The organism is Pseudomonas sp. NY15463 (assembly GCF_048068415.1).
Classification (GTDB): Bacteria; Pseudomonadota; Gammaproteobacteria; order Pseudomonadales; family Pseudomonadaceae; genus Aquipseudomonas; species Aquipseudomonas mosselii_C.
In genome coordinates this window covers 72232-86031 of sequence record NZ_JBLUQD010000008.1, presented here as the reverse complement: position 1 = coordinate 86031, position 13800 = coordinate 72232, and the positions used below count along the sequence as shown (strand labels likewise).

Below are 13800 nucleotides of genomic sequence, written 5' to 3'. Positions count from 1 at the left end.
CAGAGCCGATTCGATCTCGGCCCTGGCGGCAGGCGTCACGCGTCACGCTATCACTGATCAGCCCGGCTGCGCCGCCAGGCTATTGCTGACGTTACGCCCCAGTACCAGCACGGTGACCAGGCCGCAGCCTACCAGGGCGGTGGCCAGGCTCATCAGCGCCGCGCTGCCTGCCTGATCGACGATTTGCCCACCGAAGAACGAACCCAGGGCGATGATCACCTGGAACATCGCCACGAACAGTGGCATGCCGCGTTCGACATCCTTCGGCGCGACGACGAACATCCAGATGCTGGCACAGGCCGGGAAGGCGCCGAAGGCGAAGCCCCACAGCGCGATTAGCATGGCGGCGCCCGTCAGGCCGGTGGCGAAGTAAGGGAACAGTGCGGTGCTGATGGCGATCATCAGCGCCACCAGCATCAGGGTGTGGCGCACGCTCTGGTTGGCGGCGAACCCGGCGAAGAGGTTGCCCAGCACGCCCGCCACGCCATACAGCAGCAACAGCGAGCCGATGGTCGGCCCATCGAAACCGGCGCTGTGCTTGAAGAATGGCGCGACATAGGTGTAAGCGGCAAAGTGCGCAAGGCCGATCAGCAGTACAGCGATCAGGCCAACCCGTGCTTGTGGGTTGATGAACAGCGCCGGCAGGTCACTGACGCGAATGGCTTTTTCCGGGTTTAGACGGGGCAGCAGGAAGACTTGCGCCAGCAGCACGGGGACGCCCAGCAGCGCGGTCACCAGGAAGGTCATGCGCCATCCCAGCAGGCCGCTCAGCCAGGTGCCGACGGGCACGCCCAGCACGGTGGCCAGGGTCACCCCGACCATGATGATCGAGGTGGCCTGGGCCACGCCCACGCCTTTGGGCGCTAGGCGTCCGCTTAGGGCGATGGCGGTTGCCCAGAACCCGCCGATACTGATGCCCAGCAGCACGCGGCCGAACAGCAGCAGGCTGAAGTCGCTGGCGTAGGCCACCACCGAGTTGGCGATGATCATGATCAGCGTCAGGCCGGTCAGCAGGTAGCGTCGGTCCATGGCGCCGATGCCCACCGACAGCAGTGGGGCGGCGAGGGCCGCCATGATGCCAGGCAGGGTGACCATCAGGCCGGCATGCCCGGCGCTGATGCCCAGGTCATTGGCGACATCGTTGAGCACGCCCACCGGAAGAAACTCGCTGGTGACCAGCGCAAACGCGCCTACGGCAACTGAGAGAATCGCCAGCCACTGCTGCAAGACGCTTTGTTGATCATGTTCGGGACGCCCGCGTGGGGCAGGGTTGGCACTTGGCATGGTGTGGGTTCCAAGGAGATGGCGCCTGGAGTAGGCGGGGGGAGAGGGAAAATAGACGGCGATTATAAAAGTCGGGTGTGCTGGCCCGACAGGCGAGCGGCTCGATAGTAATCATCAGCGTGATCGATAAAGCGCGCGAGGTAGAGCGGCTGACCCATCGGGTTCCAGCCGCTGCCCGGCGTCTTGGGTAAGGTTACTCCAGCGCCTCGACCACCCCCTGGTCTTCTCCCAGGAACCCGCCGCTCTGGTGCTGCCACAAGCGCGCATAGGTGCCGTTGCGCGCCAGCAGTTCTGCGTGGGTGCCTTGCTCGATGATGCGCCCCTCGTCCATCACGATCAGCCGGTCCATCGCCGCGATGGTGGACAGCCGGTGGGCGATGGCGATCACCGTCTTGCCCTGCATCATTTCATCCAGGCTTTCCTGGATTGCCACCTCGACCTCCGAATCCAGCGCACTGGTGGCCTCGTCCAGCAGCAGGATCGGCGCATTCTTGAGCATTACCCGGGCAATCGCGATGCGTTGGCGCTGGCCACCGGAAAGCTTGATGCCGCGCTCGCCTACCAGGGTGTCGTAGCCGCTGTGACCCTGTTTGTCGCTGAGCTGGCTGATGAAACCGTCGGCTTGAGCGTTGGCCGCTGCCTGGCGGATTTGTGCATCGGTGGCCTCGGGGCGGCCGTAGGCGATGTTGTCGCGGATTGAGCGGTGCAGCAGCGAGGTATCCTGGGTGACCATGCCGATGGCGCTGCGCAGGCTGTCCTGGGTCACCTGGGCGATGTCCTGGCCATCGATACGGATCACCCCGCTGTTCACGTCGTAGAAGCGCAGCAGCAGGTTGATCAGGGTCGACTTGCCCGCGCCGGAGCGGCCCACCAGGCCGACTTTTTCACCCGCCTTGATGTGCAGGGTCAGGCCGTCGAGTACCTGGCGCTCGCCGTTGTAGTTGAACTGCACCTGCTCGAAGCTCACCGCGCCGCCGTGGGTCTGTAGCTGGCCGGCGTTGGGAGCATCCTGCACCTTGGGGCCGCGGGTCAGGGTGTCCATGCCGTCCTGCACGGTGCCGATGCTTTCGAACAGCGAGGTCATCTGCCACATGATCCAGTGCGACATGCCGTTGATGCGCAGGGCCATGGCGGTGATCGCGGCCACCGCACCGGTGCCGACCTCGCCCTGGTGCCAAAGCCACAGCGCATAGCCGCCGGCACTCAGGATCAGGCCGACCACCAGCGCCTGGTTGACGATCTCGAACTGGCTGACCAGACGCATCTGGCGAAAGCCGGTGAGCTTGAAGTCTTCCATTGCCGCACGGGCGAAGTGCGCCTCGCGCTTGGCGTGGGAGAACAGCTTGACCGTGGTGATGTTGGTGTAGGCATCCGAGACGCGTCCGGTCATCGATGAGCGGGCGTGGGCCTGCTCCTGGCCGACTTTGCCCAGGCGCGGCACGAAGTACAGCATGGCCAGGCCGAACAGCACGATCCAGGCCACGAACGGCAGCATCAGCTTGAGCGCGAAGCCGCCGGCCAGGGCGATGATGGCAATGAAGTACACGCCGATGCCGGGGATGATCTCGATCAGGGTGAATAGCACCTCGCGCACGGCCAGCGCGGTCTGCATGACCTTGGTGGTGACCCGCCCGGAGAATTCGTTGGAGAAGAACGACAGGCTCTGGCGCAGCATCAGGCGGTGGAAGTCCCAACGCAGGCGCAAGGGCAGGTTGATGGCCAGTACCTGGTGCTGGACCATGGTGCGCAAGGCTACCAGACCGACACTGGCCACCAGCACGCTGCCGATGCCCCACAGCGCACGCTGTTCCTGGGCCGCGGCCTCGCCACCGGCCTGCCAGGTGGCGAGCAGGTCCACTACCTGGCCGAGGAAGGCGAACAGCCAGGCTTCGTAGATCGACACGCTGGCGCTGAGCAGCGCGAAGGCCAGGATGTAGCCGCGTGCACCGCGTGTGCACGCCCACATGAAACGCATCAGGCCCATCGGCGGCGGTGGCGCCTCGTCGGGTGGGAAGGGGTCGAGGCGTCGTTCAAAGGCACCCAGCATGAAGATCTCCGTTGCAATCAATATGCGCGTAACCATACCGCATATTGATGCTCATGCTGGTTTCCGTGGGCTCCGGCCGAGCAGGTGCACTCAGGCGAAGCGTTCGAAACGGTAAGGTGTCGGGTCGATCAGCGGGGTGTGCTGGGCGACCAGGTCGGCGGCCAGTTGGCCGGCTGCAGGCGAGGTGCCGAAGCCATGCCCGGAAAAACCGCTGGCCAGGGTCAGGCCAGGAATGCTCGCCACCGCGCCGATCACCGGGTTCGAGTCGGGGGTCACATCGATGGTGCCAGCCCAGGCCGACGCGATGCGCGCCTGTTCGAACGCTGGCCACGCGGCCTTGAGGTTGGTCAGCGCCTGGGTATTGAGCGCCGTGTTGGCCGCAGGGTCTTGTACCCGAACACGTTCGAACGGGGTGACGTCGGTGGCCTTCCAGCGCCGCGCCAGGGCCAGGTCCTTGAAGAAGTAGCCACCCAGACTGATCTTCAGGAAGTCGCGCTGGGCACGCAGTTGCGGCAGGAAACGCGTGCCCAGCAGCAGGTGATCGAGGGTCAGGAAGGCATCCAGTTTGCCGCGCTGGGTGATGATGAAGCCGCCGTCCTGGTGTTTGCGGAAGGAAAAGTCCGGTGCGCCCACGGCGATGTCGGTGGGCCCGTCCATGGGCTCGGTGCGCAACACCGAGCAGGTCAGCGGCAGGGTCGGCAGGTTGACGCCCAGGTTGCCGAGGAACTTGCGCGACCACAGGCCGCCCGCCAGCAGCACCTGCTCGCAACGGATCTCACCTTGCTCGGTGACCACGCCACTGACTCGCCCGGCAGCGGTCACCAAGGTGCGCACCGCGCAATGCTCGACGATGATCGCGCCCTTGGCGATGGCCGCGCGGGCAATCGCACTGGCGGCCAGCGTCGGTTCGGCGCGAGCGTCCGAGGGTGTGTAGAGACCGCCGGACCACGTTGTACTGCCACCGGGCACCTTTTGCGCGATCTCACTGTTGCTCAGCAGCCGCGAATCCAGGTTCAGGTGCTCGACGCTCTTGAGCCAGCCTTCGTGCATGCCCATCTGCGCATCGTTGCGTGCGACGAACAGGATGCCCGCTTGCCGGTAGCCCACTTCGCTGCCCACCCGCTGGGGCATTTCGGCCCACAACCGATCGGCCGCCAGGGCCAGTGGAATGTCGTCGGCATGGCGGTTGGTCTTGCGCACCCAGCCCAGGTTGCGCGAGGACTGCTCGCCGGCAATACGCCCCTTCTCCAGCACCACCACCGGGATGTTGCGCTCGGCCAGCGTCAGTGCGGCGGTCAGGCCGATGATGCCGCCGCCGATGATCACGACGGTGGTCGCGTCCGGCTGGCGGGGGTGGGTCTGGACAGGGGTGATGGTGGGGGACATGGCATTACTCAGGGCTAGTGGAACAGGGTAGGCAAAACGGCGGCGTGTGCTTTCACTGGCCCAGGCGGATCAGCGCAACATCGGCGCGCGAAGCGCCGCGATAGGCTGTGACCTCAAGCTCGACCTTGTACACGGTCGAGCCCAGCGGCGGGCAAGTCACCGTGGTGGCCGGGTCGATTCCACGAAACTTCTCGCCAATGGCCTCCATCACCTTGGGCACATCGTTCGGGTCTTGGATGAACACGCGTGAGCAGATCACATCCGCCAGGCTGGCATCGACCGCCGCCAAGGCGGTTTCGATGTTGGCGAACACTTGTTGGGTCTGCTCGATGACGTCTTCGGGAATCACTTGGGTCTGCGGGTTACGGCCTGCGGTGTTGGAGACGTAGATCCAGTTGTCCACGGCCACCAGGCGGGAGTAGCTGGCCATGTCTTCGAATTTGGAGCCGGTCTTGAGTTTGGTGATCTGGGTCATGCTGATTGCCTTGTTGTCAGTGGGTGAAAGGGTCAGCTCAAGACCGGGGTTTCCCAGAGGTTGAGCTTGACGCCGATGCCTCGGGCGATGGCGTTGCGGTACACCACGGTGCCCCAGGCGACGTCCTCCACGGGCATGCCGCCGACCGACATGAGGATGATTTCCTCGTCGTTGAGCCGGCCTGGTGCGTCACCGGCGATGATCTTGCCGATGTCCTCGACCTGGGCGGCGTCGAGCTTGCCTTCGGCGATCATGTCCATGAAGCGCACGCCCACCAGTGGCACGTGGTTGTGCGCCGGCTTGGGCAGTTCTTCGAACCAAGCCTCGTACAGGCCGGTGTTGTCCACCACCTTGCGCACGTCGGCCTGCTCCATGCCGGCGTCGATGCTGCATGGCGCGGGCATGGCCAGGAATGCGCCGGGCTTGACCCACTCGCGGCGTACCAGCGGGTACTGCGACGGGTCGCCGACCTCGCCCGAGCTGCAATAGCTGACCAGGTCCGAGCCGCGCACCACCTCCTCGAGGGTTTGTACGACGTGGACATTGACGATCTGCGGGAAGGTCGCGTGCACCCAGGTGACGAAGGCGTCGAGGCTCTTCTGGCCACGGCCCTTGATCTTGAGCGTGTCCACCTGTGGGCAGACCGCCATGAACGCTGCCACGGTGGTCTTGCCCATCACCCCGGGGCCGGCCAGGCCGATGACTTTCGCGTCCTTGCGCGCCAGGTGGCGGGCGCCTACGCCGGGGATGGCGCCGGTACGGTAGGCCGAGAGCAGGTTGGCCGACATGTGCGCCAGCGGTGCGCCGGTGTCGGCGTCGTTGAGGGTGAGCATCAGGATCGAGCGCGGCAGGCCCTTCTCGCGGTTGGCGATGTTCGAGCCGTACCACTTGGCCCCGGCGGTCTGGAAGTTGCCGCCCAGGTAGGCCGGCATGGCCATCATGCGGCGGTCAGCAGTCGGCTTAGGCATGTTCGGGAAGGGCGAGTGCTCGGGGAAAGTGATCATCGCCCCATGGGAGTCGCTGTTCGGCCCGGCCATGCGATAGTCACCCTGGTAAAGCAGGCCGAACATTTCTTCCATGGTGTCTACGCAAGCCGGCATGTCGGTCACGCCGGCGCGAATCATGTCCTGTTCGCTGAGGTAGATGAAGTCGATACGGGTGTCGAAAGTCATGGCGGGTCTCACTGCGCAGGGCGCTCAAGGGCACCGCTGCGATCGGGTTTCTTGTTGGGGCTCGCCCATGCAGATGAGGATGCGGGGCGTCGAGAGCTGAGGCGCAGTTTGGCTAACGGCTGGTAGGTCGTCTTGTGTCAGCCTGCCAGCGGCGTTGACCATCCCTGCCAGGCCCAGCCGGGCGACAGGTGAACGGCATTGCGCCGGGGCCTTTGCTGCGGTAGAACAGCCAGCCCACCCGTCGTTGTGCACCGAGCAATGCCTACCTGGACCATCAGCCCTGTCAGCCGCCACGCTATTGCCGAAACTGTGCGCTTTATCGATAACGCGCGCCGGCAGCTTTTCCCGATACTCGCCGATTCACCGCTGCCGCGGGACCTGGCGCGCTTTTGCGAAACCTTCATTGAGGGGGATGGGCACTTTCTGGTGGCCCACGACCAGGGCCGGTTGATCGCAGGCGTGGGCTACCTGCCGTATGACCACCGCTTCCCCCAGCTCGACTATCAGGCCCGTAACACCGTGGAAATCGTGCGCCTGTTCGTCAGCCCCGAGTATCGCCGTCATGGCCTGGCTGGTGCCTTGTTCGCAGCGCTTCGCGCGCATGCGCAAGGGGCTGGTGTGGAGTGCCTGTACCTGCATACCCACCCATTCCTGGCGGGGGCGATTCGCTTCTGGGAGCGCCAAGGGTTCGAGATCGTCGACATCGAGCCCGACCCGGTCTGGCGGACCACGCATATGCAGCTCGATGGGCTCGCAGGGCTGCGCAACGCCTGAATCCACGCGGCTCCTGGAGCTGCCTCGTGCCGCGAACACCGGCAAAGCCGGTGCCATGTACCGCGTCGCCAATTTCGCGGGCAAGCCCGCACCCACAGGACTGCGCAAAGCTTGAATCCACGCTGCCCCTGTAGGAGCGGCCTTGCGTCGCGATGGGCTGCGCAGCAGCCCCCGGATCTCAGTCTCATGCAAGATCGTCGGGGCTGCTGCGCAGCCCTTTCCGGCCGGTCCGGCACCCCGGCAAGGCCGCTCCTACAGGGGACGGTGTCAGCTTAGAAGGACAGCTTTTTAGAGCCCACCGGTAAGCGGATACTCCACCGCTAGTCTGATCTGATCGCCATCCAGCTCGGCCTGCGCCGTATCCCCACGGTGTACGTTGTGCCTGAGCGAAAACGCCAACCCCTTGGCCTTGCCGGCCTGCACCACGTAGCGTGCTTCAAGGTCGCGCTCCCAGTGCTTGCCATCCTTCCCGTAGCCCAGGTACGCGTACCCACCTTTAGGGTCGACGTGGCTGCCGTCGATAGCGAAGCCGCGCACGTACAGCGCCGTCAGGTTCAACCCCGGGATGCCATATGCACCCATGTTCAGGTCATAGCGCGCCTGCCACGACTTCTCGTTCGGCGCATTGAAGTCGGACATCTGCACGGCGTTGGCGATATAGATCGCACCGCGGCTGACGTAGTCGAACGGTGTGTTGCCATCCACCTGCTGCCAGCCCAGGCTGAAGGCGTGGGGCCCTTGGGCGTAGCGGCCGACCAGGCTCCAGGTGGTGTTGTCGATGCGCCCGGACAAAGCCTTGCCGGTGTCGGTGGTGCGGTACAGGTTCAAGTCGAGGCTGAGGCTGCGCTGTGCATCGATGGCGTGGCTCAGGGTGCTGCCCAGGTAGTGCTGGTTCCAGGTGTCTGCATAGCGCGAGGTGTACAGGCTGGAACTGACGTTCGCGCTGGGGTTCCACACCGCGCCGGCCAGGTCGAAGGCAGTGCCCTGGCGGCCGTTGGAGTAGTTCACCACGAAGCCCTGGTCGTGGCTCGAGGCGTTACGGTCGGCGTTCTCGGTGAAGTGGCCAGCCACTAGCTTGAGCGTGTCGATTTCGCTGCTAGTGAGGAACCAGCCGGTGAAGGTCTCGGGCAGCAGGCGGCTGTCGGAGGAACTGAACACCGGGGTCTTGACCCGTTGCTCGCCATACGACAGCACGGTGTTGGACACGCGCAACTTCACCGCTGCGCCGCCACGACTGTAGTCGTCCTTGGGGTGGCCTTGGTTGTCCAGGCTCAGCAGCCGGGCCTTGCCAGCGCGGCCGCCGCCGCTGTCGAGCTTGCCCCCCAGGTAGGCGTGGGCATCGACACCGACGCCGACCAGGCCTTGGGTGAAGCCCGAGCTGAACGTGCCCATCAGGCCGTAGCCCCATTCTTCGGCCATGCCATTGCGCTCGCTGCGCGGCTTGTAGGCGTTGCGGGCGCCGCTGTTGCGCCCGCCGTGGCGGTAGTCGCGCTGATCGAAGAGCATACGGTTGAGCAGGCCCCAGGTGCTGTCCTCGATAAAACCATTGGCCTGGGATTGCGCAGATTCGGCCAGCGCCAGCGGGCTCAGTCCAAGCAAGGGCAGGGCGATGAACAGGCGCGTCATTGGCCGGCCTTCAGTTGTTGCAGCTGCGCCGCCAGACGTGCCTTGGCGCGGGCCGGAAGGGTGTCGGGCAGGGCCGTGTGGCTGCGCTCGCCGACCTGAATCAGCATCACCATGCCCATGGCCAGGTGCGGGATGCACTGGATGCCGTACAAACCAGGGACGTCGAAGGTGTGCTCGAAGGTTTGGTTGAGCTTGCTCTTGAACGCGCGGGCCCCGGCCGGGAGTAACTCAGGCAGGCTGGCGGCGTTGTGCCCGGCCTGGGTTGGCAGGAAACGCACCGTGTCGCCTTGGGCAATGTGCAGGTGATCAGGCTCATAGAGCATGGCGCCATCGGCGCCACGGTTGAGCATCTTCACCTCATGCACCTCAGCGTAGGCGACGGGGGTGGCCAGCAACGTGGCGAGCAGCAGGGCGGCGGTGCGGGGCAGCATGGGCGGAACGTCCTGGTTCAGGGGGCGCGAAAGCGCAGGATGCGCGCGCCATCGTAAGGGTCGGTGAGGTAGTGGGCGTGCACGCCGAAGGTACGCAGCAAGCATTCGGGCGTGAGCACCGCTTCGGGGGCGCCGAGGGCGACCAGACGGCCCTGGTCGAGCACAGCCAGGCGATCACAGGTGAGAGCCTGGTTGAGGTCGTGCAGGGCTACCACGGTAGTCACTGGCAAGGCCTGCACCTGCTGCAGCAGGCTCAACTGGTGCTGGATATCCAGGTGGTTGGTTGGCTCGTCCAGCAGCAACAACTGCGGGCGTTGGGCCAGGGCGCGGGCGATGTGCACGCGTTGGCGCTCGCCACCGGACAACTCGCGCCATAGCCGCGCGGCCAAATGAGTGGCGTCGACATCGGCCAAGGCCTGTTCGACGATGATTCGGTCCGCCTTGCCGAACGGTGTCAGGGCTGACAGCCACGGGGTTCGGCCCAAGGCTACGGCGTCGAACACGCTGATGCTGTCGAGGGTATCGGCCTGCTGCTCGACCAGCGCCAGGCACTGGGCGATGCGCCGACGCGGGAGCTTCGCCAGCGACTCGCCGAGCAACTGTACGCTGCCGCTGCTGGGCGCTCGCAGGCCGGCGAGCAGCTTGAGCAGAGTCGACTTGCCCGAGCCGTTGGGGCCGACCAGGCCCAAGGTTTCACCGGGGTTCACGCTGAGGTCGATACCCCGCAGCACGTCGCGGCCGGCCAGACGCAGGCTGAGGCCTTGGCAGCTCAACGGGGCCTGCGCGCAGAGGTTCATGGCGGTCATGGGCGCCCCCGGCGGCTGATCAGGATCAGCGCGAACACTGGCGCACCGATCAGCGCGGTGACCACGCCCACCGGGATCACCTGGCCGGTGATCAGGGTGCGCGAGAGAATGTCGGCGAGGATCAGGAACAGTGCGCCGCCGAGCGCACTGGCGGGTAACAGGCGGCTGTGGCCGGTGCCCAGCAGCAGGCGCAGGGCATGCGGAATCACCAACCCCACGAAGCCGATGGCGCCGACGATCGAGACCATCACGGCGGTGACTAGCGCTGCGCAACTGATCAACAGCAACTGCGTACGGCGCACCGGTACCCCCAGCGAGGCGGCCGAATCGGCGCCAAAGGTGAAGGCGTCCAGTGCTCGCCGATGCCACAGGCAAACGCCCAGCCCCAGCAAGGCCACCGGCAGCGCCTGCCACACCGACGGCCAGCGCACGCCGCTGAGGTTACCCAACAGCCAGAACATGATGCCGCGCGCCTGCTCGGCGGTGGCCGACTTGGTGATCAGGAACGCCGTGAGCGCGGTGAACAACTGCGAGCCGGCGATCCCCGCAAGGATCACTTGGGCGTTGTTCTGGCTGCTGCCGCTGGCACGCGCCAGCACCAGTACCAGGCCGAACGCCACCAGGGCGCCGATGAACGCGCCGCCGGACAGCGATAATGCCGCGCCGCCCAAACCCAGCAGGCCCACTGCCACAGCGCCGGTGGAGGCACCGGCCGACAGCCCCAGCAGGTACGGCTCGGCCAATGGGTTGCGCAACAGCGCCTGGAGGATCACCCCGCAGGTGGCCAGGCCTGCGCCACAGGCCGCCGCCACCAGGGTGCGCGGCAGGCGGTAGTTCCACACGATGCCGGCGTCGATCGGGTCGAGCACATGTCCGGCTTGCCACAGGTGGTTGCCCAGCACCTGCCACACAAGCTCGGCGCCCAGGCGGGTTTCACCGATGGCGATACCGGCCAGCAGGGCCATTAGCAGGGCGATCAGGGTTGCGAGGCTCAGGGGTAGCAAACGGTTCATGATTGCGGGGCTTTACCACTGGCAAAAGCGTCGGACAAACGCTCCAGGCCACGGAACAGGCGAATGCCGGCCTGCATGGCGTCGGCGTCGAGCACGATCACCCGGCCGTGCTTGACCGCGTCCATGTGCTTGGCCACCGGGTCGTTACGCAGGAAGTCGAGCTTCTTCTGGTAGTCGTCGGCGGGGAAGCGGCGGCGGTCCATGCGGGCGATGATCACCCAGGTCGGGTTGGCCTTTACCAAGGTTTCCCAGCCTACGGTCGGCCATTCTTCGTTGGACTCGACAACGTTGCGCACGCCCAGGGTCTGTAGCATGAAGTCGGCCACGCCCTGGCGACCGGCCACGTACGGGTCCATCTCAAGGTCGGCGCTGGAGAACCAGAACAGCGCGCTGGTGCCGGACAGGTCCTTGCCGGCCAGTTGCTGCTGTGCGTGGGCCAACTGGCCCTTGAGCGTGGCATTGAGCGCATCGCCGCGGTCTTGTACATCGAAGATCTCGGCCAGCTGGCTAACGCTCTTGTAGAGGGTGTCGACCTGGAACGGCTGCAGGCGGGTGCCGTCGGCGCCCACCAGGTTGTCCTTGCCCTCGCAGTCGCTGGGCAGCAGATAGGTCGGGATCTTCAGCTCGCTGAACTGCTCGCGGGTCGCCACCACGCCCTGGGCGCCGACCATCCATTCGAACTGCACTGTCACTAACTGCGGGCGTTTGCCCACTACCGCCTCGAAGCTAGGATCGTTGTCGGCCAGACGTGGCACCTTGGCATTCTGCGCGGCGAACTCGGGCAGCACGTTGTTGAACCACAGCGAAGTGCCGGCCAGCTTGTCGCCCAGGCCCAGTGCGTAGAGTATTTCGGTGCCGGCCTGGCCGATGGTCACCGCACGCTCGGGCGCTTGGGTGAAGGTCTGCACGAGGCCGCAGTTGTCGACGCTGAGCGGGTATTGAGTGGCCGCGGCCTGAGCGACGCTTGCCAGCGAAAGGCTGGCGAGCAGGGTGGCTAAACGGGGCAGCATGGTCGGGCGATCTCCTATCGAACGGTGCACGGAATGAGCGCACGGACAGGCATCGCCGGGCCTGGCGCACAGGTCGACAGGCAGCACCCGCAAGGGGTGGAGATGGCCATCCCGGACACCCCGCCGGTTGGTGAATGTATGCCGGCAGGTCTCCTGACTGGTGCGTCCAGGCCCTGCGCCAGCCTTCCCGGATGAGTCTCCAGTGGCATCGATGGCACGGGCTCGGCACCTACAGTTGCGGGGGCAGTTCCCTTGGGCACGCACTGGGCGGCCCGGGAGTTCCCTATTAATTCCGTGTGGAAACCGGCGGTGGGCATGGTAGACCCCTTGAGTGGCAAGCTACAAGCGGCAAGCTGCAAGTAGAGCGGTTGCGTGTTTTCTTGCAGCGTAGCTAGCCACTTGAAGCGCGCAGCGCGTCTTCAAAGGTACTTGAGCCAGGCAATATCGCGGCGCCGGGCTTTCAGGCGGGCGAATGCGCGCACCGGCAGGTACAGCGCGATGGCCAGCAGCACTGCTGCGAGCCATACCGCCGCGATGCCGTTGAAGCCGAAGTACTCGCCTTGGTTGAGCCCGAACAGTGCCACGCAGGCCACGTACAGTACCTTCAGCACATACAGGTGCAGCAGGTAGAAGAACATCGGCGCGGCGCCGAATACCGCCAGCACGCCAATCCAGCGTGCAGTGCCTGCACGCTCGAAGCCGCGTAGCAACAGCAGGCCGCAGCCCAGAGTCAGGCTCAGGAACAGCAGCGAAGGTGGGTACTTGGTGACGTTGAACACGCTCATCAGGGTCTGGGTGAATGACGGGTAGCTGTGCCATGGCGCTTCACCATAGCCATTGAACGCACGCAGCACCGCAAAGCCCAACAGCGCGCCAGCCCCGACCAGCAGCAGGCGCCGTTGACGCACGCAGGCCTGGCTGTTGCGGCCGAACCACGGCCCCAGGGCATAACCGAGTGTGATCACCCCGATCCACGGCAGTACCGGATAAGAAGTGCGTAGGCGCAGGCTGTCGGATACCTCCAGCCAGCCGCGGTCATGCAGGATGGCCCACGGCACGTGCATTGCCGAGTCCGGGCCAAAGTGCAGGCCATCGAGCAGGTTATGCCCAGCGACAATCGCGACCCCCAGCAGCACCAGCGCCGCACGCGGCAGCCACACTAGCAGTGACAGGGCGATCATGCTCACGCCGATGGCCCAGATCACCTGCATGTAGATCACGCTGGGTGGCAGTTGGAAGGTCCAGGCGAAATTCACCAGGGTGAACTCCAGCGCCACTAGGAACAGCCCGCGCTTGAACAGGAACGCCGAGACATCGCCCCGGCCTTGGTGCTTCTCGCCATACAGCCATGCCGACAGGCCGGTCAGCAGCACGAACACCGGCGCGCACAGGTGTGCCAGGGTGCGGCTGGCGAACAGGCTGGGTTCGGTGATGTCGACGTTCATCGGGTCGTTGACCTGGCGATGCAGGAAGAAGGTCTCACGTACGTGGTCGAGCAGCATGAACAGGATCACCAGGCCACGCAGGGCGTCGATGCTCTGCAGGCGCTGGGTAAGCAGGGTGGGGGTGGCTGAAGCGCTTGTCATCTGGAAAGGTCGCAGGCAGGAATGGATGTCAAATGAAACGTTATCTTATAACTATTTATTCATTCTGGGATAGTGCTTTCTGACACTGCATGCGTGCTGCTTCGCGGTGTTCGTGGGGGGCAGCGCCGGTTATGTTGTGCATACGCAGGGCTTGCAGACGCAGTAACCGCCTGTTCGCAGGTGATTACCG

General features: G+C 65.2%; 12 protein-coding genes and 1 riboswitch. Of the genes, 1 reads left to right on the top strand and 11 read right to left on the bottom strand.

Annotated features, from left to right (window positions below):
• Positions 1 to 57 precede the first annotated feature (57 nt).
• The 5 genes from ACNFIC_RS20265 to ACNFIC_RS20245 form a co-directional block, all read right to left on the bottom strand.
• Complete coding sequence (locus ACNFIC_RS20265) at positions 58 to 1284, bottom strand: MFS transporter (RefSeq protein WP_138218052.1); 1227 nt, start codon at positions 1282 to 1284, stop codon at positions 58 to 60.
• 193 nt (positions 1285 to 1477) lie between these two features.
• Positions 1478 to 3331 (bottom strand): ABC transporter ATP-binding protein, encoded by a 1854-nt coding sequence (locus ACNFIC_RS20260; protein WP_416781739.1) that lies wholly within the window; start codon positions 3329 to 3331, stop codon positions 1478 to 1480.
• A 90-nt stretch (positions 3332 to 3421) separates the two neighbouring features.
• Positions 3422 to 4717 (bottom strand): NAD(P)/FAD-dependent oxidoreductase, encoded by a 1296-nt coding sequence (locus ACNFIC_RS20255; RefSeq protein ID WP_416781738.1) that lies wholly within the window; start codon positions 4715 to 4717, stop codon positions 3422 to 3424.
• 52 nt (positions 4718 to 4769) lie between these two features.
• Positions 4770 to 5192 (bottom strand): RidA family protein, encoded by a 423-nt coding sequence (locus tag ACNFIC_RS20250; protein ID WP_138218049.1) that lies wholly within the window; start codon positions 5190 to 5192, stop codon positions 4770 to 4772.
• Positions 5193 to 5224: 32 nt separating this feature from the next.
• On the bottom strand, positions 5225 to 6364 hold the full coding sequence (locus ACNFIC_RS20245; RefSeq protein ID WP_138218048.1) for a tyramine oxidase subunit B: 1140 nt from the start codon (positions 6362 to 6364) through the stop codon (positions 5225 to 5227).
• Positions 6365 to 6622: 258 nt separating this feature from the next.
• On the opposite strand from ACNFIC_RS20245, the gene ACNFIC_RS20240 reads away from it, so the two are divergent.
• A complete protein-coding gene (locus ACNFIC_RS20240) occupies positions 6623 to 7138 on the top strand; it encodes a GNAT family N-acetyltransferase (RefSeq protein ID WP_416781737.1) in 516 nt (171 codons plus the stop codon).
• Between the two features lie 288 nt (positions 7139 to 7426).
• Here the strand turns inward: ACNFIC_RS20240 and ACNFIC_RS20235 are convergent, their stop codons facing one another.
• The 6 genes from ACNFIC_RS20235 to ACNFIC_RS20210 all read right to left on the bottom strand — a co-directional run bounded on the left by ACNFIC_RS20235 (position 7427) and on the right by ACNFIC_RS20210 (position 13610).
• Entirely contained in the window at positions 7427 to 8764 is a 1338-nt protein-coding gene (locus ACNFIC_RS20235; protein WP_138218045.1) for an OprD family porin, read from the bottom strand.
• Positions 8761 to 9195, bottom strand: coding sequence for a pseudoazurin (locus tag ACNFIC_RS20230; protein ID WP_416781735.1), 435 nt, complete (start codon positions 9193 to 9195; stop codon positions 8761 to 8763). The genes ACNFIC_RS20235 and ACNFIC_RS20230 overlap by 4 nt, the downstream gene beginning before the upstream one ends.
• A gap of 17 nt (positions 9196 to 9212) precedes the next feature.
• Positions 9213 to 10001 (bottom strand): ABC transporter ATP-binding protein, encoded by a 789-nt coding sequence (locus ACNFIC_RS20225; protein WP_138218043.1) that lies wholly within the window; start codon positions 9999 to 10001, stop codon positions 9213 to 9215.
• Complete coding sequence (locus tag ACNFIC_RS20220; protein ID WP_138218042.1) at positions 9998 to 11014, bottom strand: FecCD family ABC transporter permease; 1017 nt, start codon at positions 11012 to 11014, stop codon at positions 9998 to 10000. The genes ACNFIC_RS20225 and ACNFIC_RS20220 overlap by 4 nt, the downstream gene beginning before the upstream one ends.
• A complete protein-coding gene (locus tag ACNFIC_RS20215) occupies positions 11011 to 12024 on the bottom strand; it encodes an ABC transporter substrate-binding protein (RefSeq protein ID WP_138218041.1) in 1014 nt (337 codons plus the stop codon). Before ACNFIC_RS20215 ends, ACNFIC_RS20220 begins: the two co-directional genes overlap by 4 nt.
• Before the next feature lie 125 nt (positions 12025 to 12149).
• Positions 12150 to 12347: riboswitch (cobalamin riboswitch) on the bottom strand.
• A gap of 96 nt (positions 12348 to 12443) precedes the next feature.
• Complete coding sequence (locus tag ACNFIC_RS20210; protein WP_416781734.1) at positions 12444 to 13610, bottom strand: DUF1624 domain-containing protein; 1167 nt, start codon at positions 13608 to 13610, stop codon at positions 12444 to 12446.
• Positions 13611 to 13800 lie beyond the last annotated feature (190 nt).

Bases quoted from the DNA above. Each gene is read 5' to 3' on its own strand.
- ACNFIC_RS20265 (WP_138218052.1), bottom strand. From the start codon at position 1,284: ATGCCAAGTGCCAACCCTGCCCCACGCGGGCGTCCCGAACATGATCAA.
- ACNFIC_RS20260 (WP_416781739.1), bottom strand. From the start codon at position 3,331: ATGCTGGGTGCCTTTGAACGACGCCTCGACCCCTTCCCACCCGACGAG.
- ACNFIC_RS20255 (WP_416781738.1), bottom strand. From the start codon at position 4,717: ATGTCCCCCACCATCACCCCTGTCCAGACCCACCCCCGCCAGCCGGAC.
- ACNFIC_RS20250 (WP_138218049.1), bottom strand. From the start codon at position 5,192: ATGACCCAGATCACCAAACTCAAGACCGGCTCCAAATTCGAAGACATG.
- ACNFIC_RS20245 (WP_138218048.1), bottom strand. From the start codon at position 6,364: ATGACTTTCGACACCCGTATCGACTTCATCTACCTCAGCGAACAGGAC.
- ACNFIC_RS20240 (WP_416781737.1), top strand. From the start codon at position 6,623: ATGCCTACCTGGACCATCAGCCCTGTCAGCCGCCACGCTATTGCCGAA.
- ACNFIC_RS20235 (WP_138218045.1), bottom strand. From the start codon at position 8,764: ATGACGCGCCTGTTCATCGCCCTGCCCTTGCTTGGACTGAGCCCGCTG.
- ACNFIC_RS20230 (WP_416781735.1), bottom strand. From the start codon at position 9,195: ATGCTGCCCCGCACCGCCGCCCTGCTGCTCGCCACGTTGCTGGCCACC.
- ACNFIC_RS20225 (WP_138218043.1), bottom strand. From the start codon at position 10,001: ATGACCGCCATGAACCTCTGCGCGCAGGCCCCGTTGAGCTGCCAAGGC.
- ACNFIC_RS20220 (WP_138218042.1), bottom strand. From the start codon at position 11,014: ATGAACCGTTTGCTACCCCTGAGCCTCGCAACCCTGATCGCCCTGCTA.
- ACNFIC_RS20215 (WP_138218041.1), bottom strand. From the start codon at position 12,024: ATGCTGCCCCGTTTAGCCACCCTGCTCGCCAGCCTTTCGCTGGCAAGC.
- ACNFIC_RS20210 (WP_416781734.1), bottom strand. From the start codon at position 13,610: ATGACAAGCGCTTCAGCCACCCCCACCCTGCTTACCCAGCGCCTGCAG.